Origin of the sequence: Tenacibaculum pacificus, assembly GCF_027941775.1 — a bacterium.
GTDB lineage: Bacteria > Bacteroidota > Bacteroidia > Flavobacteriales > Flavobacteriaceae > Polaribacter > Polaribacter pacificus_A.
Map to the genome: position 1 here is coordinate 384,193 of NZ_CP115917.1, position 23,674 is coordinate 407,866.

25 protein-coding genes and 1 pseudogene are annotated in these 23,674 nt (G+C 29.6%); 9 read left to right on the top strand and 17 right to left on the bottom strand.

The features are described from left to right. Positions 1-17 precede the first annotated feature (17 nt). Together PG913_RS01705 and PG913_RS01710 are read right to left on the bottom strand one after the other, a co-directional pair. On the bottom strand, positions 18-260 hold the full coding sequence (locus PG913_RS01705; RefSeq protein WP_271231349.1) for a hypothetical protein: 243 nt from the start codon (positions 258-260) through the stop codon (positions 18-20). A gap of 152 nt (positions 261-412) precedes the next feature. Beyond that, positions 413-1,111: a zinc metallopeptidase gene (locus tag PG913_RS01710; protein WP_271231350.1), complete on the bottom strand. Its 699-nt coding sequence runs from the start codon at positions 1,109-1,111 to the stop codon at positions 413-415. A gap of 371 nt (positions 1,112-1,482) precedes the next feature. Here PG913_RS01710 and PG913_RS01715 point away from each other — a divergent pair, with 371 nt between their 5' ends. From PG913_RS01715 to PG913_RS01745, 7 genes are all read left to right on the top strand, one after another. Then, complete coding sequence (locus PG913_RS01715; protein WP_271231351.1) at positions 1,483-2,091, top strand: asparaginase; 609 nt, start codon at positions 1,483-1,485, stop codon at positions 2,089-2,091. Between the two features lie 46 nt (positions 2,092-2,137). Continuing rightward, positions 2,138-2,515, top strand: coding sequence for a hypothetical protein (locus PG913_RS01720; protein WP_271231352.1), 378 nt, complete (start codon positions 2,138-2,140; stop codon positions 2,513-2,515). A 239-nt stretch (positions 2,516-2,754) separates the two neighbouring features. Then, positions 2,755-3,468, top strand: a complete 714-nt coding sequence (locus PG913_RS01725; protein WP_271231353.1) for a MotA/TolQ/ExbB proton channel family protein — start codon at positions 2,755-2,757, stop codon at positions 3,466-3,468. Between the two features lie 8 nt (positions 3,469-3,476). Next, positions 3,477-3,914, top strand: a complete 438-nt coding sequence (locus PG913_RS01730) for a hypothetical protein (RefSeq protein ID WP_271231354.1) — start codon at positions 3,477-3,479, stop codon at positions 3,912-3,914. A 6-nt stretch (positions 3,915-3,920) separates the two neighbouring features. After that, positions 3,921-4,547 (top strand): ExbD/TolR family protein, encoded by a 627-nt coding sequence (locus PG913_RS01735; RefSeq protein ID WP_271231355.1) that lies wholly within the window; start codon positions 3,921-3,923, stop codon positions 4,545-4,547. A gap of 18 nt (positions 4,548-4,565) precedes the next feature. Further along, positions 4,566-5,036, top strand: coding sequence for an ExbD/TolR family protein (locus tag PG913_RS01740; RefSeq protein ID WP_271231356.1), 471 nt, complete (start codon positions 4,566-4,568; stop codon positions 5,034-5,036). Between the two features lie 91 nt (positions 5,037-5,127). Further along, positions 5,128-5,787, top strand: coding sequence for a porin family protein (locus PG913_RS01745; protein ID WP_271231357.1), 660 nt, complete (start codon positions 5,128-5,130; stop codon positions 5,785-5,787). On the opposite strand, the gene PG913_RS01750 is transcribed toward PG913_RS01745, so the two are convergent. The 3 genes from PG913_RS01750 to asnS all read right to left on the bottom strand — a co-directional run bounded on the left by PG913_RS01750 (position 5,782) and on the right by asnS (position 9,364). Further along, on the bottom strand, positions 5,782-6,381 hold the full coding sequence (locus PG913_RS01750; RefSeq protein ID WP_271231358.1) for a hypothetical protein: 600 nt from the start codon (positions 6,379-6,381) through the stop codon (positions 5,782-5,784). The two genes, PG913_RS01745 and PG913_RS01750, sit on opposite strands and share 6 nt — an antisense overlap. Positions 6,382-6,385: 4 nt before the next feature. Beyond that, a complete protein-coding gene (rpoN, locus tag PG913_RS01755; protein ID WP_271231359.1) occupies positions 6,386-7,846 on the bottom strand; it encodes an RNA polymerase factor sigma-54 in 1,461 nt (486 codons plus the stop codon). A gap of 84 nt (positions 7,847-7,930) precedes the next feature. Beyond that, positions 7,931-9,364, bottom strand: a complete 1,434-nt coding sequence (gene asnS / locus PG913_RS01760) for an asparagine--tRNA ligase (RefSeq protein WP_271231360.1) — start codon at positions 9,362-9,364, stop codon at positions 7,931-7,933. A gap of 118 nt (positions 9,365-9,482) precedes the next feature. Between asnS and PG913_RS01765 the strand changes: the two genes are divergently transcribed. Further along, the gene (locus PG913_RS01765) at positions 9,483-10,523 is read left to right on the top strand and encodes a P-loop NTPase family protein (protein WP_271231361.1); all 1,041 of its coding nucleotides are present in this window, start codon (positions 9,483-9,485) and stop codon (positions 10,521-10,523) included. A gap of 10 nt (positions 10,524-10,533) precedes the next feature. Here PG913_RS01765 and PG913_RS01770 read toward each other — a convergent pair whose 3' ends face one another. The 9 genes and pseudogenes from PG913_RS01770 to PG913_RS01810 all read right to left on the bottom strand — a co-directional run bounded on the left by PG913_RS01770 (position 10,534) and on the right by PG913_RS01810 (position 19,209). Then, entirely contained in the window at positions 10,534-11,274 is a 741-nt protein-coding gene (locus PG913_RS01770; RefSeq protein WP_271231362.1) for a LuxR C-terminal-related transcriptional regulator, read from the bottom strand. Between the two features lie 299 nt (positions 11,275-11,573). Then, a pseudogene (locus PG913_RS01775) lies at positions 11,574-13,935 on the bottom strand (efflux RND transporter permease subunit). A gap of 92 nt (positions 13,936-14,027) precedes the next feature. Further along, the gene (gene frr / locus PG913_RS01780; protein ID WP_271231363.1) at positions 14,028-14,582 is read right to left on the bottom strand and encodes a ribosome recycling factor; all 555 of its coding nucleotides are present in this window, start codon (positions 14,580-14,582) and stop codon (positions 14,028-14,030) included. Positions 14,583-14,630: 48 nt separating this feature from the next. Next, on the bottom strand, positions 14,631-15,341 hold the full coding sequence (gene pyrH / locus PG913_RS01785; RefSeq protein WP_101902530.1) for a UMP kinase: 711 nt from the start codon (positions 15,339-15,341) through the stop codon (positions 14,631-14,633). Positions 15,342-15,455: 114 nt separating this feature from the next. Continuing rightward, a complete protein-coding gene (tsf, locus tag PG913_RS01790; RefSeq protein ID WP_271231364.1) occupies positions 15,456-16,424 on the bottom strand; it encodes a translation elongation factor Ts in 969 nt (322 codons plus the stop codon). Positions 16,425-16,513: 89 nt separating this feature from the next. Next, positions 16,514-17,278: a 30S ribosomal protein S2 gene (gene rpsB / locus PG913_RS01795; RefSeq protein WP_271231365.1), complete on the bottom strand. Its 765-nt coding sequence runs from the start codon at positions 17,276-17,278 to the stop codon at positions 16,514-16,516. A 157-nt stretch (positions 17,279-17,435) separates the two neighbouring features. Then, positions 17,436-17,822 (bottom strand): 30S ribosomal protein S9, encoded by a 387-nt coding sequence (gene rpsI / locus PG913_RS01800; RefSeq protein ID WP_271231366.1) that lies wholly within the window; start codon positions 17,820-17,822, stop codon positions 17,436-17,438. Beyond that, entirely contained in the window at positions 17,822-18,277 is a 456-nt protein-coding gene (rplM, locus tag PG913_RS01805; protein ID WP_271231367.1) for a 50S ribosomal protein L13, read from the bottom strand. Before rplM ends, rpsI begins: the two co-directional genes overlap by 1 nt. A 170-nt stretch (positions 18,278-18,447) precedes the next feature. Then, positions 18,448-19,209 carry an OmpA/MotB family protein gene (locus PG913_RS01810; RefSeq protein ID WP_333780808.1) on the bottom strand — a complete coding sequence of 254 codons (762 nt, stop codon included), beginning with the start codon at positions 19,207-19,209 and terminating at the stop codon, positions 18,448-18,450. A 214-nt stretch (positions 19,210-19,423) separates the two neighbouring features. On the opposite strand from PG913_RS01810, the gene PG913_RS01815 reads away from it, so the two are divergent. Further along, entirely contained in the window at positions 19,424-20,404 is a 981-nt protein-coding gene (locus tag PG913_RS01815) for an FAD:protein FMN transferase (protein WP_271231368.1), read from the top strand. Here the strand turns inward: PG913_RS01815 and PG913_RS01820 are convergent. The 3 genes from PG913_RS01820 to gpmI all read right to left on the bottom strand — a co-directional run bounded on the left by PG913_RS01820 (position 20,401) and on the right by gpmI (position 23,626). Then, complete coding sequence (locus PG913_RS01820; RefSeq protein ID WP_271231369.1) at positions 20,401-21,183, bottom strand: class I SAM-dependent methyltransferase; 783 nt, start codon at positions 21,181-21,183, stop codon at positions 20,401-20,403. The two genes, PG913_RS01815 and PG913_RS01820, sit on opposite strands and share 4 nt — an antisense overlap. Before the next feature lie 56 nt (positions 21,184-21,239). After that, positions 21,240-22,043: a type I methionyl aminopeptidase gene (map, locus tag PG913_RS01825; protein WP_271231370.1), complete on the bottom strand. Its 804-nt coding sequence runs from the start codon at positions 22,041-22,043 to the stop codon at positions 21,240-21,242. A 65-nt stretch (positions 22,044-22,108) separates the two neighbouring features. Beyond that, on the bottom strand, positions 22,109-23,626 hold the full coding sequence (gpmI, locus tag PG913_RS01830; RefSeq protein WP_271231371.1) for a 2,3-bisphosphoglycerate-independent phosphoglycerate mutase: 1,518 nt from the start codon (positions 23,624-23,626) through the stop codon (positions 22,109-22,111). Positions 23,627-23,674: the final 48 nt, after the last annotated feature.

Here is a 23,674-nt window from a genome sequence, read left to right on the forward strand (position 1 = left end):
CTTTTTTTTAATATAAATTATTTACAAGTCACTCCAGCTGTATCCATAGACTCAATATATTTGTCAAAAGTCGTTCCTTCTGGAAGACGACTTATTGATGTCTCTTGTCCTAAAACGGTCACTGTTATTGTACCGTCTCCATTATCACAATATTTAGTAGTGATAGACCCCATCATTTCACATTCTTTACAAGAGTTAACGCTCTCCTCAGCATTATTATCATCATCAGAACAAGAAACAAAAGCAACAGAAGCTAACACAGCAATAGATAAAATAAATTTTTTCATAATATAATAATTTTTTTAAAAATAATATGGCGATTTAACATAATATTTCGAATTATTAAATGTTTATTTATTTATGAGGTGATTCTTAATTTAGTATAAATAAGATGTAAAAGGAAGCTACAATACTAATCTCTACTTCCTAAAATACGTAATCCCCAATATAATAACATTGCTAAAGAACCTAATGCCGCAACTAAATATGTTCTTGCTGCCCATTTTAAAGCATCTTTAGAACCTGCTAATTCTTCACGAGTTACAATGTGTTTATCTTCTAACCAAGCCAAAGCCCTGTTACTTGCATCATATTCAACAGGTAAAGTAACGAAACTAAAAAGTGTACCTACAGCCATAAAAATTAAACCTGCAATAGCAATATAAAAACCAATTCCAGAGTTACCAGAAGCAGCACCAAAAGCAATTCCACCAATAACCATCCATTGCGAATATTTAGAGGTAATACTTACCATTGGCACTAATTTAGAACGCATTTCTAAATATTGATAAGCTCTTGCACGTTGTACAGCATGCCCAACTTCATGAGCTGAAACTGCTGCTGCGGCTGCATTTCTTTGGTTGTAAACACCTTCACTTAAATTAACTGTTTTGTTTTGAGGGTTATAATGATCGGTTAACATTCCTGGAGTAGAAATAACTTTTACGTCATTAATACCGTGATCATTTAACATTTTTTCAGCTATTTCAGCGCCACTCATTCCATTTTTTAAATGAACTTTTGAGTATTTTTTAAATTTTCTTTTAAGCATACTACTTACTAACCAGCTACATAAAGAGATAATACCTATTAAAATATAAAATCCTATCATAATTTATTTTGTTTTAAAAATTTGCATCATTTTTGATTGATAAATTTACAAAATTATTCCATAATTAAATTACGTCTTATAAAATATCATCACGTTAAATACAACTATGAGTTATTCATCATTTTTTTTTGGGGATAAAAACTAAGAATATCAATAGTATTAATATTTTAGAGCTATTTTTATATTATTCATTCTATTTTGATAGAAAATACTAATTATTGCTTATTGTATAAATATAATAAAGAGATTATAGCTATCAATTTATAAAAATCGACTAAAATTAATGGAGTATTAAAAATTTGCATCATTTTGTTTGATAGCTTTACAATCTGTTTTTTACAGTTAAATTACTTAATAATAAATTTTTCATAATGTCAAATACCCCTAAAATTTTAATAGTATATACAGGAGGAACTATTGGTATGGTTAAAGACTATAAAACAGGTGCTTTAAAAGCTTTTGATTTTAGTCAGATATCTAGTAAAATACCCGAATTACAGCAATTAAATTGTGAAATTTCTACTATTTCATTTGATGAAGCTATAGATTCATCAAATATGAATGTGAACTATTATATTGATATCGCCCAAATTATTGCTGATAATTATGAGCAATTTGATGGTTTTGTAGTACTTACAGGTTCTGATACGATGTCATATACATCATCGGCAATTAGTTTTATGTTTGAAAATTTACAAAAACCAGTTATTTTTACAGGATCACAATTACCAATTGGTGATTTACGAACAGATGCGAAAGAAAATTTAATTACTTCGATACAAATTGCATCAACTAGCGAAAATCGAAAACCAGTAATACAAGAGGTCGGTTTATATTTTGAATATAAATTATACAGAGCCAACAGAACTACAAAAATAAATGCAGAACAATTTGAGGCTTTTGCTTCGATGAATTATCCGCCTTTAGTAGTAAGTGGTGTTCATTTAAATTTTAATCACCCAGTATTATTTAAACATTGAAAAAGAAGAAAATAAACTTATCTTCAGAAAAAAATTAGACAATAATGTGGCTATTTTAAAGTTATTTCCAGGGATAACAGCATCGGTTGTTAATAGTTTTATAAATATACCCTATTTGAAAGGAATTATTTTAGAAACGTATGGTTCTGGAAATGCACCTACCGAAAAATGGTTTATAAATTTATTGGAAAAAGCAGTTGCTAAAGGTATCTATATTATTAACGTAACTCAGTGTGCAGGGGGCAGTGTTATTTTAGGACATTATGAAACCAGTTCTGATTTAAAACGCATCGGAATTGTAGACGGAAAAGACATCACAACAGAGACTGCTGTTGCTAAAATGATGTACTTGTTAGGCGAAAAGTTATCAAAAGAAGAGTTTAAACATTATTTTGAAACATCGTTAAGAGGTGAAATTAATTAAAATGCATTGTTTTAACTAAATTAATAGCTATAACTGTCTGAAATAGTTGTTGAAACAAAAATGTATTATAAATAACCTTAATTTTTTTAATGTACCAAGATTTTTTTGTTACTTGCCACTCTGAAAATAAAACTTTATTGAAGTACGAGTAAATAATTACTTATTTGTAAAAATTTAAGTTTTTTCTAGTAAAATTTGTATTTTTAACCCATTAACTATTTAAAATTAATTATAACAAAATGAAGAAAGTAGTAAATTTCCTAACTGTTGCAGGATTTATGTTTTTAGGGGCTATTCAGTCAACTTATGCTCAAGAAGCAGAAAAAACTTTTCACCAAGAGTTAAAACAACGTTTTATTGAAGGAGATCCTCAGTTTATGGGTATCGTATTGGTAGCTTTAATCTTAGGATTAGCAATCGCAATTGAAAGAATTATTTATTTAAACATGGCTACAACTAATACTAAGAAATTAGTAGCAAGTGTAGATGATGCTTTAAGTTCTGGTGGTATTGAAGCTGCTAAAGAAGTTTGTAGAAATACAAAAGGACCTGTTGCTTCTATCTTTTTCCAAGGATTAGAAAGAGCTGACGAAGGTTTAGAAGCTGCTGAAAAAGCTGTAGTAGGTTATGGTGGTGTACAGATGGGGTTATTAGAGAAAAATGTTTCTTGGTTATCTTTATTTATTGCATTAGCACCGATGTTAGGGTTCATGGGAACTGTAATTGGTATGATTGAGGCTTTTGATAAGATTGCAGTAGCAAATGATATTTCTCCAGCAGTAGTAGCAGGTGGTATTAAAATTGCACTTTTAACAACTGTATTTGGTCTTGTTGCAGCAATTATTTTACAGATTTTTTATAATTATATCGTTTCTAAAATTGATAGTATTGTAAATAATATGGAAGATGCTTCAATCTCTTTAATCGACTTATTAGCTAAGTATAAAAAATAATCAATCATATGAATAATAAAATATTAACATTACTTGTAGCTGCAATATCACTTATCGGTGTTGCGTTATTTGTAAACGTTGTAATAATAGACAAAGAAAACGTAGAAGCGGTTTCTAACGCTGTTTCTCCTTTAGTAAGTTATTCATATTATTTACTAATTGTAATTGTAATTGTTGCTGTAGTAATTTCACTATTGAGTATGTTTAAAAACCCTGCTGCCTTAAAGAAAACCTTATTAGGTGTTTCAGTTTTAGGTGTGCTTTTAGTGGTATCATACATGTTTTCTTCTAATGGTCAAGTATTAGGTCCTGATCAAGGAGTATTAGTTGCAGAAGGAAGTACTTCTAAATGGGTAGGAACAGGAATTAGTTTTACCATTATTTTAGGTGCAATAGCTGGAGCATTTTTTGTAGTAGATTTATTAAAAGGAATAGTTAAATCATAAGTAAACATGGCAAGAAGAGAAAACCCAGAAATTAATGCAGGTTCTATGGCAGATATTGCATTCTTGCTACTTATCTTTTTCCTTGTAACAACAACAATGGATGTTGATTCAGGTATCCCTAAAAAGTTAGCTGAAAAATCTGATGTTGTACCACCTATTGTAAAAGAGAAAAACATCTTTCAAGTAATTATTAACAGAAATAACCAATTATTCGTAGAGGATGAAGGTATGGAGTTAAAAGACTTAAAAGATGCGGCTGTTAAATTTATAGATAACGGTGGTGGTGTTGGTAATCCGATGCCAGGGAAAGATGCAGGAGCATCTTGTAACTATTGTAAAGGAGCTAAAGATCCAGCTTCATCAGATCATCCAAATAAAGCTATTATTTCTGTTGAAAGTGATAGAGGTACTGAGTTTGGTATGTATGTAGCTGTTCAAAATGAACTGTTAAAAGCATATGCTGAATTACGTAATAAATTATGCCAACAAAAATACGGTATGAGTTTTACTGAATTAGATAAATCTTTTACAGCTGGAGCAAGAAAAGATGATGCATTAAGAAAAAAAGTAGAAGATATTAAGGCGAGTTACCCTCAAATTATATCTGATTCTGAACCAACTAATGTTCAATAGTATTAAAACAATTTAAGTATGTCTAAATTTAAAAATAAGAAAAAAGAGATGCCAGCAGTGAATACTTCTTCACTTCCTGATATTGTTTTTATGTTATTATTCTTTTTCATGGTAACAACGGTAATGAGAGAAAGTGATTTAGCGATAGATGCACCTCGTTTACCTAGTGCTAGTGAAGTAAAGAAACTTGAACGTAAAAGTTTAGTGAGCACTATTTATGTTGGTAAGGCTAAAGATGCTAAATATGGAACGGGTTATAATAGAATCCAGTTAAACGATAAGATTGCTACACCAGATGATGTACCTTCTTTTATTTTCTTAGAAAGAGGAAATGTATCGGAAGCTGAAGTTCCTTTTATGACAACTTCTATAAAGATGGATAAAGAATCGAGTGTTGGAACTTTATCTGATATTCGTGAAAAATTAAGAGATGTAAATGCTCTTAAATTAAGTTTATCTACTCATAAATCAGCAGATATTAAAAAGTAATTACTTTTTAAAAAATAAATACTAAAAAGAGCAATCATATGATTGCTCTTTTTTTATGTAAATAAACTATATTTAACCATAGTTAATTTTTATGAAACACCTTGTAACTTTATTTTTAGTTTTTTTATCAATATGTAGTTATGCTCAAAAAGATTCTTTACAAATAGGCGATCGTTATTGGGAGGATCAATTATATATAAATATTTCATATAATATTTTAAGTAATCAACCAAAAGAATTAAATGTTTCTGGTTTTTCATTCGGTTTTTCAGGTGGTTATATAAAAGATATTCCGCTTGTCAAAAGTAGTAAAATAGCACTAGGAGTTGGTTTAGGTTATGGTTTTGATTCTTTTAATCATCATTTAAAAGTAGTAGAAGAGAATCTAGTAACGTTAAAAGTTGCTAATGTTATAACTGTAGATAAGTTAAAATCACATAATATTGAAATGCCTATTCAGTTTCGATTAAGAACATCAACTGTAAATAGCTATTCTTTTTGGCGAATTTATACAGGGATTAAGCTAAGTTATAATTTAAATAATAGTTTCAGTTATACCGATTCAGATACGATAATTAGTACTTCAAATTTACCAAAATATAATAAGTTTCAAACAGGATTAACACTTTCAGTAGGTTACAGTACTTTTAATTTTCATGTGTATTACGGACTAACACCTATTTTAAAAAATGGTTCTTCAAATAAGAATACTAATATAATCCGAATAGGGTTGAGTTTTTATCTATTATAAAAGGTAAAATGCAAAAAAAGGACTTGCTATACCAATAAAAAAACCAAGATACACTTCTTTAACAGTATGTGCTTTTAAGTGAAGTCTTGCACTAGCTAAAACTCCTGAAAGTACTATAAAAACTATGATTAATGGCAGTATGTAAATGTTATGTATTTGTTGAAAAAGTAAGAAGTATCCAGTAGCAGCACCCATAGATAATAGGTGTAAACTAGTTTTTGTATTAACGTTAAAAAGGATGTAGACAAAACCTAATCCAAATACGACTCCAAAAAATAGGTAACTTAAATCTCTAATAACCGCTATCTCTAAGAAAAACCTACCTAACATAAATAGTAAAGTCATCATAAAAAATATAGGAACTTTTCGTTCTTCAATTTTAGATACTTGATAGGATTTTATATATCCGATGGCTTTTAAGAATATTAATAAAAGTATTGGAATTACATAAGTAGTAACAAATACAATACTTAACATCGTATATTGTTGATGACGACTTAAATGAACTGGTGTTAAAATAAAATATAAAATGATACCAATTGTTGGGATAACAATTGGGTGTAAAATAGTGGATATAAATTTAGACCAGCGCATTATCTTATATTTCTTTACGTAACCTTGCTACCGAAATATCTAATTGCTCACGGTATTTAGCAACAGTTCTTCTTGCAATTGGATAACCTTTTTCTTTTAATATTTTAGATAATTTTTCATCTGTAAGAGGCTTTCGTTTATCTTCTTCTTGAATAACTGTTTCTAGTATTTTTTTAATTTCACGTGTAGATACATCTTCACCTTGGTCATTTTTCATCGATTCAGAGAAAAATACTTTAATCAATTTAGTTCCGTAAGGCGTTGTTACATATTTACTATTTGCAACTCTTGAAACAGTAGAGACATCCATGTGTATTTCATCAGCAATATCTTTTAAAATCATCGGTTTTAGCTTACGCTCGTCACCTGTTAAAAAATATGCTTCCTGACGTAGCATTATAGCATTCATAGTAATTAACAAGGTTTGTTGACGTTGTTTTATAGCATCAATAAACCATTTTGCAGCATCTAATTTCTGCTTAATAAACATTACAGCATCTTTTTGACTTTTGCTTTTCTTTTTAGAATCGCTATAACCTTTTAACATATTATTGTATTCACGAGAAACATGTAATTCAGGTGCATTACGAGAGTTTAAAGTCAATTCTAAATTTCCATCAATAATTTGTATTGAAAAATCAGGAACTATTTGTTCTGCTAATTTATTATTTCCTGCATACGAACTACCAGGTTTCGGATTTAATTTTCCGATTTCAGTAATTATTTCTTTAAGTTGATCTTCTTCAATATTAAATTTTTCAAGAAGTTTTTTGTAATGCTTTTTAACAAAGTGATCGAATGCATTTTCAAGAATATCAATAGCAAATGTTCTTGTTTCTTTTACTGATTTTGATTTTAATTGAATAATTAAACACTCTTTTAAATCACGAGCACCAACACCAATAGGATCTAATTTTTGAACTACATTAATTAAAATATCTTCTACTTTTTCTTCGGATGTAAAAACATTTTGCGTGAAGGCTAAATCATCTACTAAATCGATAATTTCTCTTCTTATATAACCACTATCATCAATACTTCCTACTAAAAAATCAGCAATAGCACGTTCTTCTTCATTAATTCTGTAAGTATTTAATTGATTATTTAATGATTGATGAAAACTTGTTCCAGCTGCATACGGAATTTGCCTTTCTTCATCATCGGCTGAATAATTGTTTGCTTGTGTTTTATAACTCGGATATTCATCATCGCTTAAATACTCATCAATATTGATATCATTAGTATCTATTTTTTCAGTTCCTTCATCAAAATCTTCAGAATCTGTTAAAGTATCTTCAAAGTTTTCTGGTTCTTCTTTACCAGTATCTAAAGCAGGGTTTTCTTCAATTTCTTGCTTTAAACGTTCTTCAAAAGCTTGTGTAGGCAATTGAATTAACTTCATCAACTGAATTTGTTGAGGCGATAATTTTTGAAGTAACTTATAATGTAAACTTTGTTTTAGCATACTTACAAATATAGGAAATAAGGATAAAAAAAAATCGTCATTCTGTTAGGAATGACGATTGTATTTTATAAATTTTATTTTTTTTTAAAATTCGGCGTTTTGCGGAGTTCTTGGAAAAGGAATTACATCACGAATATTGCTCATTCCTGTAGTAAATAAAACTAAACGTTCAAATCCTAAACCAAAACCAGAGTGTACAGCTGTACCAAATTTACGAGTATCTAAATACCACCATAATTCTTCTTCATCAATGTTTAAATCGGCCATTTTAGCTTTTAAAACATCTAAACGTTCTTCTCTTTGCGATCCTCCAACCATTTCTCCAATTCCTGGAAATAAAACATCCATAGCACGAACTGTTTTACCGTCGTCATTTAAACGCATGTAAAAAGCTTTTATCGTTGCAGGATAATCAAATAAAATTACAGGACATTTAAAGTGTTTTTCAACTAAATAACGCTCATGTTCTGATTGTAAATCAACACCCCATTCATTAATAGGAAATTGAAATTTCTTCTTTTTGTTAGGCTTACAGTTACGTAAAATATCAAAAGCTTCGGTATAAGAAACACGCTTAAAGTTATTATTAGCAACAAAGTTTAATTTTTCAATTAACCCCATTTCACTACGTTCAGCTTGTGGTTTTGTTTTTTCTTCTTGCGTTAAACGATTGTCTAAAAATGCTAAATCATCTTTACAGTTTTCTAAAACATAGTTTAAAACTGACTTGATAAAATCTTCAGATAAATCCATATTTGCATCTAAATCATTAAATGCAACCTCAGGTTCAATCATCCAAAACTCTGCTAAATGACGCGTTGTATTTGAGTTTTCAGCTCTAAAAGTAGGACCAAAAGTATATACTTTTCCTAATGCCATTGCATAGGTTTCTGCTTCTAATTGTCCTGAAACGGTTAAATTAGTTTCTTTTCCGAAGAAATCTTGTGTATAATCAATTTCTCCTTCTTCATTTAAAGGAGCTTTATTTGTTTCAAAATTAGATACATGAAACATTTCACCAGCACCTTCGGCATCAGAACCTGTAATAATAGGTGTGTTTACATAGTTAAATCCGTTTTCTTGAAAATACTTATGTACTCCAAAAGATAAAGCAGAACGAACTCTCATAACAGCACTAAAAGTGTTTGTTCTAATACGTAAGTGAGCATTTTCTCTTAAAAACTCTAAACTATGTTTTTTAGGTTGAATAGGATATTCATCAGGATTAGAATCTCCTAAAATTTCTAGTTTAGTAACTTTAACTTCTACAGTTTGTCCTTTACCTTCACTTTCAACTAAAGTACCTGTAATACTAACAGCAGCACTTGTAGTTATTCTTTTTAAAAGTTCTTCATCTGTATTTTCGAAATCTACAACACATTGAATATTGTTAATGGTAGATCCATCATTTAAAGCAATAAAACGATTGCTTCTAAAGGTTCTAACCCATCCTTTTACGTGTACTTCCTGTAAAAATTTATCCGAATGTAATAATTCGTTAACGCTACTTCTTTTCATCTTTTAAAAATTGAATAGCAAAGATACTTTTTTGAAATAAAACAATCAACGTAGATTCTCATTGTTTTTCAGAAGATGTTTCTTTAAAGCTGTATTTTCGCCATTGAATTTTATAATGATGGCTAAAATTAAAAGACGTACAGTTTTAAATCAGCTTAAAGAAGATTTAATAGGGAAAGATTCACATCGAGGTGTTACCTTAACTTATTCGTGGTTGGCAAATCAATTTGGACATATTGCTTTAGGTTTTATACCTTCTTTTATTTTACATGATAATATTCAGCATATAAATGGCTACAAAAACCCAGTATATGCTAGTTTTGTTGTTACCTTATTTTGGTTTCTGTTTGAATTATATAATTTTTTAGGGCCTTTATTAAAGATTAAACCTTCTTCAAAAAAAGAAAAATATACTTTTAATCCGAATTGGTCAAATATCAGTTATGATACTATTACGGATGTTGCTTTTTTTGCATTTGGTGCTTTTCTTTATAGTTTTTATAAAAATGGTCTACAAGATACTCCTACAATTGTTGTGTTAACTCTTCTTTCTCTCTATTTATTAAAGGCTTCTAGTTATTGGTATTTAACAAAAATGTATCAACATTATGCAAATTATCCTTTTCAATTTCGATTAAGTCAGTGGAATTTTAATATAAATAATGAAGATAAAAAATCAATTTTTAATTTTATTGAAGGAAAAGGTTCAGGAAACCATCTATTAATTTTTGGTTCTCAATTTTGCGGTAAAACAAGTTTAGGGGTAGGGGTTTTAAATGAATTATCAATTAAACACAAAGTTTGTTTGTATACTAGTGCAATGAAATTATTTAGTTTTTTTTATATTGAGGAAAACACCAAATTAGATCGCCGTAGAATTTGGTCTTGGAAAGAATGTGATTATTTAGTAATTGATGATCTTAATCCAGGAAAGCCCATTGATGAAGAGTTAATAAACCCTAAAAATATTTTACGATTTTTAGACCCTACAGAAACAGGAGAAATAGATAAAGAAAGTTGTAGTATTATAGCAAATAAAAATATTATTTGGGTTTTAGGTAATAAAAACAACACGAGTCAAGAGAATAACTGGTTAAAAATGTTATTAAAAATAGGCGTAAATGAAGCTAAGATTGAAAAAATAAATTTAATTGATTAGCTTTAGTTTATTAAAGAATATGATTGGTATGTGCAAAACTAATTAAATGAGGTAAACTTTTTACATCAAATCGTTTATAGAGAGGTATTAAACGTTTTTCAATAGCCGATTGACTAATACTTAATGCTGCTGCAATTTCTTTAAAAGCCATTCCCTTTGCAGCCATACTAAGTGCTTCTTTTTCTTTTTTAGAAATAGCAAGATGTTTAAATAATTTTTTATTTAATAATTCTTCAAAATCTGATTTTGCAGGACCATATGCTGCATATTGCATCACATTACTATGTTTTAGTGATTTTATAACTTGAGAAAAACCAATAATTTCATCTACTTTACCGTTTGAAGCTTTAAAAACACCTACTCTAGAAAATAAAGGGACAATGCTACCATTTTTATGAACTTTTTCAACTTCTAAAGTAAAGCTATATTCTTCTAAATTATCAGTTCTAGTACTCATAATTTTCAAAGCTTTATCGTTAAGTTCGTTTGAAAATTTAAAATGTCTAGGAGAAGTACAGCTTACAATTTTAAGCATTGTAATTTCATCATTTTTATAACCTAATAACTCTTCCCATCCGTAGGCATATAACATTTTTCCTTCTTTGAAAGAGTAAATGTAGGCTGCTTGCCCAACAAATTTAGGAATCGTTTTTTGATAGAATTGATATGCTTCAGATTCTTTATTTAGGGGGGTATCAGAAACACTTTCTTGTGTGTTCTTACCAATATTTAATTCTTGTTCTAAACTCATAAGTTATAAAAACTACGGAAAGACGCAGTTGTGTAAAAATTAGATTGAATGTATATTTGTGGCATACTTTAAGGCAGCTAAAAAAAAATACAGTGTTATAATTGTATCTATGAAAAGGAAAACGTTTAGTTATAGTCTTATAAAAAATATTAAAGTTTTTTGAAAAGGGTTTAAAAGGGGTAGCTTATGCTATCCCTTTTTTATTGCTATAAATATAAGTTAATAATTTTAAAGAAGTTTTTAAAATTTTAAAAAACAGGAAAAACACTGTTTTTTTTAAGGTGTTTTAAGCCTATTATTTAGTTCTCCTTTGGAGGTAAAATTTTAAAGTTAGTTTCTTTTAGTACTTTTTTATTCGCAATTCTTTTTTCAAAAGAAAGTAAAAGAGATGGTAATAATAATAAATTAGAAACCATTGCCAATAATAATGTAACTGAAACTAACCCCCCTAAAGCTATTGTTCCTCCAAAACTAGAAATTGTAAATACTAGAAAGCCGAAAAATAATACAATAGATGTGTAAAACATACTAACACCTGTTTCTTGAAGTGCTGCATAAACAGCTGGTTTAATTTTCCAATTATTGGCAAGTAATTCTTGACGATATTTAGCGAGAAAATGAATAGTGTCATCTACAGAAATACCAAAAGCAATACTAAATACTAAAATTGTAGATGGTTTTATAGGGATACCAAAAAAGCCCATTAAACCTGCTGTAATTAACAATGGAAGCATATTTGGTATTAATGATATAAAAATCATTTTATAAGAACGAAACATCCATGCCATAAAAATTGAAATCAATAAAATAGCTAGGGATAATGAAATTACTAAATTTTTAATTAAATAATTTGTTCCTTTTAAGAAAACTAAAGCTTTTCCTGTCATAGAAACAGTAAATTTCTTTTTAGGAAATTCTTTTTTTATAACAGCATCTAAGCGTCCTTGAATGATATCCATTTTATCAGTACCAACATCCTTCATAAAAGTAGTGATACGTGTATAACGACCAGTGCTATCTACAAAATTATTCAACATACCTGAATTGGTATCTGAATTTTTAGTGAAAGCGAAAATATGTACTTTTTCTTGACTAGTTGGTAATTGATAATATTTAGGGTTTCCTTTATAGTATGCTTGTTTAGAGTATTTGACCAAATTTGTTATTGAAATAGGTTTCGATAATTCAGGAAAAGTTTCAATAGCTTCATTTAATTTTTCCATTTTCTTTAAAGTAGAAAGCTTCATAACACCTTTTTCTCTTTTTGTGTCAATCAAAATTTCTAAAGGCATAATTCCTCCAAATTCTGTTTCAAAGAACTTAATATCTTTATAAAACTGCGCTTCTTTAGGCATATCTTCAATTAAACTACCCGAAACACGAATTTGATAAACGCCAATCATACTTAATATAATTACGATAACAGTAGTAATATAAATGGTAATTCGTTGTTCTTTTACCATACGTTCCATCCATTGAAACTACATTTCCCATCCACTTTTTTTCTAAGTGACTTAAATGTTTTTTTTCAGGAAGTGGCATAAAACTATAAACAATAGGAATTATTAATAGTGCCAAAATAAAAATACTAATAATATTTACTGACGCTAAAATTCCAAATTCTCTTAATAATTGACTTTTTACAAAAACAAAAGTTGCAAAACCTGATGCTGTTGTAATATTGGTCATTAAAGTTGCATTACCTATTTTTGAAATAACACGTTGTAATGATTTCGCTTGATTTCCGTGTTTTTTTATTTCTTGTTGATATTTATTGATAAGGAAAACCGCATTTGGTACTCCAATTACAATAATTAATGGTGGTATTAAAGCAGATAAAACAGTAATTTCATATCGAAATAAACCTATAAATCCGAAAGCCCAAATAACACCAATACCAACAACTAGTAGTGTGATAAAAGTAGCTCTAAATGAACGGAAAAAGAAAAAGAAAATAACAGCTGTAATACCTAAAGCACCTAATACGAACAGTTGCATTTCATCAATAATATTTTGAGAATTGATAGTTCGGATATAAGGCATTCCAGACATTCGTACATCTATCTGATGCTTTTTTTCAAATTTTTCAACAGTAGGAATTAATACTTTTGTAATAAAGTCTCTACGTGCAGGCGTATTTACAATTTCTTTATCTATATAAATAGCTGTTTGTAAAGTCCCTTTGTCGTTATATAATAAGTTGTCGTAAAATGGAAGGTTTTCAAATAACTGTTTCTTAATCTTATTTACTTCTTCATTTGTTGTAGGTGCTTTATCAAATAAAGGTTCTAGTACAAATTTTCTATTTTTTCTATCAGCTTTTAATTCTTTAACATCAGCAATAGAAACTGTAAAATCTACTTGTTTTGCACTATCTAATTCTTTTACAAGGGTATTCCATGCGTTAAATTTTATAGGCGTAAAAATACTAGCATTTTTTACACCTAATATAACTAAGTTACCTTCTTCGCCAAAAATTTCCAAAAACTGATCGTATTGGATGTTCGCTTCATGATCTTTAGGAAGCAAGTTTGCTTCTGTATATGAGAAACGCATGTATTTGATTTGAGTAACTAAAAGCCCTGTAATAATAGCGATAGCGATTAAAACTAGGTATCTGTTTCTCAATATAAATCCAGCAATTTTAGTCCAAAAAGTCATTTGAAATTTTTTTGCAAAGTTATGATAAAAGTAACAATTAAACGAAAAAAAGAGTGTCATAACAGACACTCTTTATATATATATGAAAGTAATTAAACAGTCATTATTTCTTTTTCTTTTACGGCTACTTTTTCTTCAATAACTTTACTGAAACTATCGGTTAATTTTTGAACACTTTCTTCTGATATTTTTTTAACATCATCAGAAACATCGGTTTTTTTAATATCGTTATTTGCATCTTTACGTGCATTACGAATACCTACTTTAGCGTGTTCAGCTTCTGCTTTACATTGTTTAGCTAATTCTTTACGACGCTCTTCAGTTAAAGCAGGAACGTTAATAATAATAACATCACCATTGTTCATTGGGTTGAATCCTAAATTAGCGTAAGTAATTGCTTTTTCAACTTCATGAAGCATATTTTTTTCCCAAGGTTGAATGGTAATTGTTCTTGCATCAGGAGTACTTACGTTTGCTATTTGACCTAAAGGAGTTGCTGAACCATAGTAATCAACTTGTACATTTGCTAACATTGCAGGAGATGCTTTTCCAGCTCTAATAGTACGTAATTCTTTTTCTAAATGTGCAACTGCATTATTCATTGCCTCTTTGGCAGAATCTAAAATAAAATCAATTTCTTCGTTCATTTTGCTCGTATTTATTGCCCTATAAAAAATGTGAGGGATTCTTTTGATTTATTGGTTGTCAACTATTGTTCCTATTTGATCTCCAGAAACTAATTTAAGTAAGTTTCCTTTTTTATTCATATCAAAAACAATAATAGGAAGTTTATTTTCTTCACTTAAAGTAAAGGCAGTCATGTCCATTACTTTTAATCCTTTTCTGATAACATCTTTAAAGCTGATACTTTCGTATTTGATAGCATTTTTATCCTTTTCAGGATCTACATTATAAATACCATCAACTCTAGTTCCTTTTAAAATGGCATCTGCATTTACTTCAATAGCTCTTAAAACTGCTGCAGTATCAGTAGTAAAATACGGATTTCCAGTACCTCCTCCAAAAATAACTACACGTCCTTTTTCTAAATGACGATTTGCACGACGTTTAATATAAGGTTCTGCAATTTCTTTAATTTCGATAGCAGTTTGTAAACGAGTATGAATTCCTTCAGCCTCTAAAGCACTTTGCAAAGCTAAACCATTAATACAGGTTGCTAACATTCCCATGTGGTCACCCTGAACTCTATCCATTCCTTGGCTAGCTCCAGCAACACCTCTAAAAATATTTCCACCACCAATAACAATGGCAATTTCAATGTTTTTAGCTATTACTTGTTTAATTTCTTGGGCGTATTCTTTAAGTCTTTTAGGATCAATACCATATTGAAGGTCGCCCATTAATGATTCACCGCTTAATTTTAAAAGGATTCTTTTATATTGCATAATCTTGTTGAAAGTTTTGCAAAACTACGCAATTTTTTTGAGTTTGAATTTTGATAAAAGAAAAAACCATCCAAAAAATTGGATGGTTTTTAAATATTTTGTGATGTTTAAGAATTATCCTAAAGTAACTCTTACGAAGTTTTTAACTTCTACGTCACCAAAAGAAGAAACATATTCTGCAACAGTTTTCTTTTCGTCTTTAATAAACTTTTGATCTAATAAACATTGTTCTTGATCTAAAGTTGTGTTATCTGAAATAAATCTTTCCATTTTTCCTGGTAAAATTTTATCCCAAATTTTTTCTGGTTTACCTTCTGATTTTAATTGCTCTTTTGCAATTTCTTCAGCACTAGCTAAAGCAGCATCAGTTAATTGTAATCTAGAAACATACTGAGGAACGTTCTTTAAAGTTTTACCTAAACGAACTAATTCTTCATTATCTTTTACGATAGCAGCAATTCTTGCTTCAGTTTCAGACTCTACATAAGCAGCATCAAAACCTTTGTAAGATAAAGAAACAGCTCCCATAGAAGCAGCTTGCATTGCTAAATCTTTTGCTAAAACAGCAGCATTATCTGCAGGAGCAGATAAACCAACCATAGCAGCAATTTTACCAATGTGAGTATAAGAACCTACGTATGGTGCTTCTAATCTTTCAAAAGAAGTAATATCGATTTTTTCACCGATAACACCTGTTTGTTCAATTAATTTTTCAGCAACAGTTACTCCACCAAAATCAGCAGCTAAAAATTCTTCTTTACTTTTAGTACCAAAAGCAATAGCAACAAATTCAGCAGCTAAATCTTTAAAAGAATCATTTTTAGATACGAAATCTGTTTCACATGCTAATACAATAGCAACACCGTAAGTGTTGTCATCACTAATTTTAGTAATTGCTACACCTTCAGTAGACTCTCTATCGGCTCTTTTAGCAGCGATTTTTTGTCCTTTTTTACGTAAAACGTCAACAGCTTTATCAAAGTTACCTTCTGCTTCTACTAATGCATTTTTACAATCCATCATACCAGCTCCGGTACTTTCTCTTAATTTTTTTACGTCTGCAGCGCTAATTTTTACTGACATATCTATTGTTATTTTTTAGTTGTTTTATACTTGTAAAAATAGTTAAAGGTTTCAAATTAATGAAACCTTTAATCAAAAATAAATTAAAATTATTTAGTTTCTTCTGTAGCAGGAGCTTCAGTAGTAACTTTAGCTTCTTCTTTTACAGGAGCAGCTACTTTTTCTTTATCAGCTTTTCTTTCTGATAAACCTTCAGTAATTGCGTCAGTAATATAAGATAATACTTTGTCAATAGACTTTGAAGCATCGTCATTTGCAGGAATTACGTAATCTACTGGTCTAGGATCAGAGTTAGTATCAACTAATGCAAAAATTGGAATGTTTAATTTTGTAGCTTCAGCAATTGCAATGTGTTCTTTTTTAACATCAATTACAAATACAGCAGCAGGTAAACGAGTCATATCAGAAATAGAACCTAAATTCTTTTCTAATTTAGCTCTCTGACGGTTAATTTGTAACTTTTCTCTTTTTGATAAAGCATCAAAAGAACCATCTTGCTTCATTCTATCAATAGTAGCCATTTTTTTAACAGCTTTACGGATAGTTACGAAGTTTGTTAACATACCACCTGGCCAACGCTCAGTAATGAACGGCATGTTAATGTTTGTTGCTCTTTCAGCTACAATATCTTTCGCTTGCTTTTTAGTTGCAACGAATAATATTTTACGACCAGAGCTAGCTATTTTTTGTAAAGCTAATGCAGCTTCATCAATTTTAGCAGATGTTTTATACAAATCGATGATGTGAACACCGTTACGTTCTGTATAAATGTATGGAGCCATGTTTGGGTTCCATTTTCTAGTTAAGTGACCGAAGTGCACTCCGCTTTCTAATAATTCTTGAATATTTGCCATTTTAATAAAATGTGTTTACGTTCTGTTTTCACAATATTTCAGTAGTTGTAATAAGTCTGAAATATTTAGATACTAAACTGTTAAAAATAAATTTATAAATAACAGTCTCTTTTGAAAATAAATAACATTGCCTTTTGCAAGGCAATGAAAATATATATTAACGTTTAGAGAACTGGAATTTCTTACGTGCTTTTTTCTGACCGAATTTCTTACGTTCAACCATTCTAGGGTCACGAGTTAATAAACCTTCTGGTTTTAATACTGCTTTGTGCTCTTCGTTAATTGCTACTAATGCTCTAGTAATTGCTAAACGAATTGCTTCTGCTTGACCTGTAATACCACCTCCGTAAACATTAACTTTAATGTCATAAGACTCTAAGTTCTCAGTTAACATTAAAGGTTGTTGAATTTTATATTGTAAAGTTCCTGTTGTAAAGTAGTTCTTAAAGTCCTTCTTGTTAACAGTAATGTTTCCTTTACCTTCTGAAAGATAAATACGAGCAACTGCTGTTTTTCTTCTACCTATTTTGTGTACAGTTTCCATTATTTAAGATCTTTAAGGTTAATAGCTTTTGGGTTTTGAGCTGTTTGTTGGTGCTCAGTACCTGCATAAGCATACAAGTTTTTGTATAAAGCGCTTCCTAATTTATTTTTAGGTAACATTCCTTTTACTGCTTTTTCGATTAATCTTGTAGGATCTTTTTCGAACATTTCTGTAGCAGTTAATGATCTTTGTCCACCTGGATAACCTGTGTGACGGATATAAGATTTATCAGTCCACTTTTTACCAGTTAAAACAATTTTTTCTGCGTTGATAACAACCACGTTATCTCCACAATCTACGTGAGGAGTATAATTTGGTTTGTACTTACCTCTAATTAGCATTGCTATTTGAGAAGCTAGACGACCCAACGTTTGCCCGTCCGCATCAACTAAAACCCACTCTTTATTAACAGTGTTTTTGTTCGCTGATACTGTTTTGTAACTTAATGTGTTCATAATTACACGATTAGTTTTTGTTTATTAATATATGAATTTCTCCTTAAAAAAGGAATGCAAATATACGCCTAATTATTTGATTGACAAATAGTGAGTTAGTTTAATTTCTTTCAAATAAAAAAAACGTGCATTTGCACGTTTTTTATTAATTTTATCAAAAGAGTTTTAAATTATTCAGCTTTTTGCTCTAATAATTCAAAAAATTGATTTAAACGAGGAAGAATAATAATTTTTGTTCTTCTGTTTTTTGCTTTGTTTTCAGGAGTGTCATTAGCTACTAAAGGCACATAACTACCTCTACCTGCTGCGATTAATCGATTAGGAGCTACGTTATATTTATTTTGAAGATCACGTACAATAGCTGTTGAACGTAAAACACTTAATCCCCAGTTATCTTTGATGCTAGATCCTTTTGTAACAGGTGTATCATCTGTATGACCTTCTATCATAACATCCATTTCTGGCTGAGCATTTATAACCGTAGCTACTTTTCCTAAAACTTTAGAAGCTTCTTCTGAAATAGTATAACTTCCACTTTTAAATAATAATTTATCAGAAATTGAGATAAAAACAACTGTTTTTTCTACATTAATAACGATATCTTCATCATCAATACCTTGTTGTAATTGTTTCTTTAAGTGAAAAGCAACGGCTAAATTTAAAGAATCTTTTTTAGAATTAGCAGCTCTAATTCTGTTGATATATTTATCTTTTTTACTTAATTGTGTTAAAGTTTCTTTGATATTATCATTTGCTCCTTTACTTAAAACGGTTAAATTTTCTACTTGTTTTAATGAGTTTTGCTTGTCTTGTTTTAAATCTCCTACTGAAGATTTTAATGTAGAAACTCTTTCTTCACAACTTTCTTTTTGAATTAAACATTTAGTAAGATTTGCTTTTACAGCAGATAATTCATTTTTCGTTTTTTCAATGTTTTGTTTTTAAAGCATTTAGTTCTTTTGTAGACACACATGATGCTAATAAGAAAGAAGTGGTAAGGAATATAAAAATTTTCTTCATTTTATACTTTGTTTGTGTTATTAATAATCAATAAGGCAAATTTAACAAAACCAATTAGCAAAAAAATAGAATTAACAATCTTTTATGAACCTATAATCAATTATTTTTGTGCTTAAATTTTAAAAAATGATTAATAAAATAGTTTACATTTTATGTATATCAGTATTTTTAATTTCTTGTAAAAAAGAAGTTAAATCATCAAAAAATAACTTACAAGGCTTTGTTTTTGGTACAACTTATAATATTACTTATTTTGAAAATGAAAATAAAGCTAATTATCAAAAATCAATAGATAGTTTATTTAGTTTAGTTAATAATTCATTATCTACGTATTTACCAACTTCGGATATTTCAAAGATAAATAAAGGCGATACTACCGTAGTTGTTGATGATATGTTTATTGAAGTTTTTGCAAAAGCGAAAAAAATATATAAAGAAACAGATGGTTATTTTGACCCTACAATTGGTAAATTAATTAATGCTTACGGATTTGGGTCGGGTAAGGAGCGTAAAAATTTATCATCCGAAGAAATTAAAAAATTAATGATTGATGTTGGTTTTGATAAAGTTGTATTGAAAAATAATAAAGTATATCGTCAATCAGATCAGATTGAATTTAATGTAAATGCTTTTGCTAAAGGATACGGTGTTGATATTATCGGTCGGTTTTTAGAGGATAAAAAAATCAACAATTATTTAATTGAAATTGGAGGTGAAATTAGAGCAAGAGGAAAAAAGAATGGTAAATTATGGAAAGTTGCCATAGAAAAACCAAATATTGATGGAACACGCTCACTTCAAAAAATAATTTCGTTGGATAATGAATCAATGGCTACTTCTGGTAATTATCGAAAATTTAAACTAAATGGAAATGGTAAAAAAATTGTACATACTATTAATGCTAAAACAGGTTTAGCTAATGAAAGTAATTTATTAAGTGTTTCAGTGCGATTAAAAGGCGATTGTGCCGATGTAGATGCTTATGCAACAGCTTTTTTAGCTATGGGATTAGAAAAAACTAAAGTGTTTTTACAAAAATATCCTGAGTTAAAAGTAGTTTTATTATATAATGATGAAAATAATGAATTGAAAGAATTTGAAAATTAATTCTTAAAACATACAGGTAAAATTTCGCCTTTCATTAAAGCAAATCGTTCTAGTTTTTCTGGAGCGATTTTTTTTGTGAAATCAACTTCATCAACTTTAAAACCTATTGAGCGAAGTTTGTCAAAATAATCACGACCATAAACACGTACATGGTCGTATTGTCCGAATATTTTTGTGCGTTCTTTTTCATCGGTAATTGAATCGTCTTCAAAGGTTTTTTCTCTTGATAAATCTTGCGGAATCTGAAAAACACCAAATCCGCCAACTTTTAAAACTCTGTATAATTCTTGCATTGCTTTGGTATCATCCGTAATATGTTCTAAAACATGATTACAAAAAACAACATCAAATTCATTATCTTTAAAAGGTAAATCGCAAATATCAGCTTTTACATCAGCAATTGGCGATTCTAAATCAGAAGTAATATATTCTAAGTTTTTTTGTTTTCTGAAGATATCTAAAAAGCATTGTTCAGGTGCAATATGAAGTACTTTTAATTTTTTATCCGAAGAATTATTTGAAGATAAAAAAGTAGTTTCATTTTGTAAATACAACCATAATAAACGATGTCTTTCTAAAGATAGAGTAGAAGGTGAAAGTGCATTTTCTCTTTGAATTCCGTATCCGTAAGGCAAAAATTTTCTGAATGATTTTCCGTCAATAGGATCGGTAAAAACATCACCTTTTAACCACCATGCAATTATTGGACTAACCAAATAACTAGCTTTAATTAATAAAGGTCGTGGAATGGTATTTAATATGGATTTGAATATTTTCAACTAGTAATAAATTAAAAAATCAGCCTTTAAAATAAGTAAAGGCTGATTTATATTTTTTATGCTCTAAATTCGTCTTCTTCGTTAGTTTCAATACCTAACGCTTCGTGCACATATTTAAAGGTAGAAAGTAATTCTGGTTTTCCATTAACAATAGCAACATCATGTTCAAAATGAGCAGAAGGCTTGTTGTCTAAAGTTGTAATTGTCCAACCGTCATCATGTTGTAAAATCTTGTGAGTTCCTAAGTTTGTCATCGGTTCAATGGCAACAACCATTCCTTCAATAAACTTTTTACCACGACCTCTTTGACCGTAATTAGGCATTTCTGGGTCTTCGTGCATTACACGTCCTAAACCATGACCAACTAATTCACGAACTACTCCGTAACCATGTTTTTCAGTAAAGTTTTGAATAGCAAAACCAACATCACCAACACGATTTCCTACTTTTAATTCACGAATACCAACGTATAAACTTTCTCTAGTTACGTCTAATAATTTTTGAGTTTCAGCAGCAATTTCACCAACAGCAAAAGTGTAGGCATGATCTCCGTAAAAACCATTTTTAAGAGCTCCACAATCAATCGAAATAATATCGCCTTCAATTAAAGGAGTTTTGTTAGGGATTCCGTGTACTACTTGCGAGTTTGGACTCATACAAAGTGTATTTGGAAAATCATATAATCCTAAAAAACCAGGAATTGCTCCTTCTGCGCGGATAAAATCTTCAGCAAGTTTATCTAAGTATAAAGTAGAAACTCCAGGTTTTACCTCTTTAGCTAACATTCCTAAAGTTTTTGATACTATTAATGCACTTTCACGCATTATTTCTATTTCTTCTCTAGTTTTTGGTTTGATCATTTTAAAAATATTGAAAGGCAAATTTACGGTTATTTTTGATTTTAAAATTCGAAATACTTAAATCTTTAAATTAACGAATTTTGTGTCATTTCTTTAGGTTGAGGTACATTCATTAAATGTAAAATAGTTGGTGCAATATCACCTAAAACACCGCTTTTTATATTTTTTAATTCTTTATCAACCAAAACCATTGGTACAGGGTTTGTGGTGTGAGCTGTATTTGGTGAACCATCAGGATTCATCATTGTTTCACAATTCCCATGATCGGCAATTACAATAGTTGTATAATCGTTTTCTAAAGCCGTTGTAATTACATCTTTTACGCAATTATCAACCGTTTCACAAGCTTTTACAGCTGCTTCAAAAACACCTGTATGACCAACCATATCGCCATTTGCAAAGTTTAAACATACAAAATCAACAGCGCCTTCTTTTAATTCAGGAATAATTGCATCACGAATTTCGTAAGCGCTCATTTCTGGTTGTAAATCGTACGTTGCTACTTTTGGCGATGGACATAATAAACGTTTTTCACCTTTAAATTCTTGTTCTCTTCCTCCAGAAAAGAAAAATGTTACGTGTGGATATTTTTCAGTTTCAGCAATTCTAATTTGAGTTTTTCCTGCACTTTCTAAAACTTCACCTAAAGTATTTTCAATATTATTACTATTGTAAATTACTTTAATATCTTTAAAAGTTTCATCATAGTTTGTCATGGTAACAAAGTATAATGGTAATTTTTTGGTATTAAGTTCAGGGAAATCTTTTTGATTCAGAATTTCAGTTAATTCACGACCCCTATCTGTTCTAAAATTAAAAAAGATAACAACATCATCTTCTTTAATAGTTGTTTTAGGCTGATTTTTTTCATCAACCATAATAATAGGTTTTACGAATTCATCCGTAATATTTTCATCATAACTTTTTTGAATACTTTGGGTCGCATCAGTAGAAAAACTTCCTTTTCCGTTTACTAAAGCATCGTAAGCTAATTGCACTCTTTCCCAACGATTATCTCTATCCATAGCAAAATAACGACCTGTAATTGTTGCCAATTCACCCGTTGTTTTTTGCATGTGTTCCTGAATATCGTTGATAAAATATTTTCCAGATTTAGGATCACAATCTCTACCATCAGTAAAAGCGTGTAAAAAAACATTCGATAAACCAAAATCAGCGGCAGCACTAAGCAATCCTTTTGTATGATTTATATGAGAATGAATTCCGCCATTAGAAACCAATCCTAAAAAGTGAACATTTTTATTGTTTTTCTTGGCATAATCAAACGCTTTTAATAATTCAGTTTCTTGCGCTAACGTACCTTCATCAACAGCTTTGTTGATTTTTGCAAGATTCTGATATACAATTCTACCAGCACCTAAATTCATGTGTCCAACTTCCGAATTTCCCATTTGCCCTTCAGGTAATCCAACATGATTTCCGTCAGTACGTAATTCGGCGTGCGGAAATTTGTCGTATAAAGAATTTATAAACGGAGTTTTGGCATTGTATATAGCAGATACTTTTGGATCTTGGGTAATTCCCCAGCCGTCAAGTATCATTAAAATAACTTTTTTGTTCATTTTTGTTGAATTGGACGGTAAAAATAAGAAACATTTTATCGTTTTATA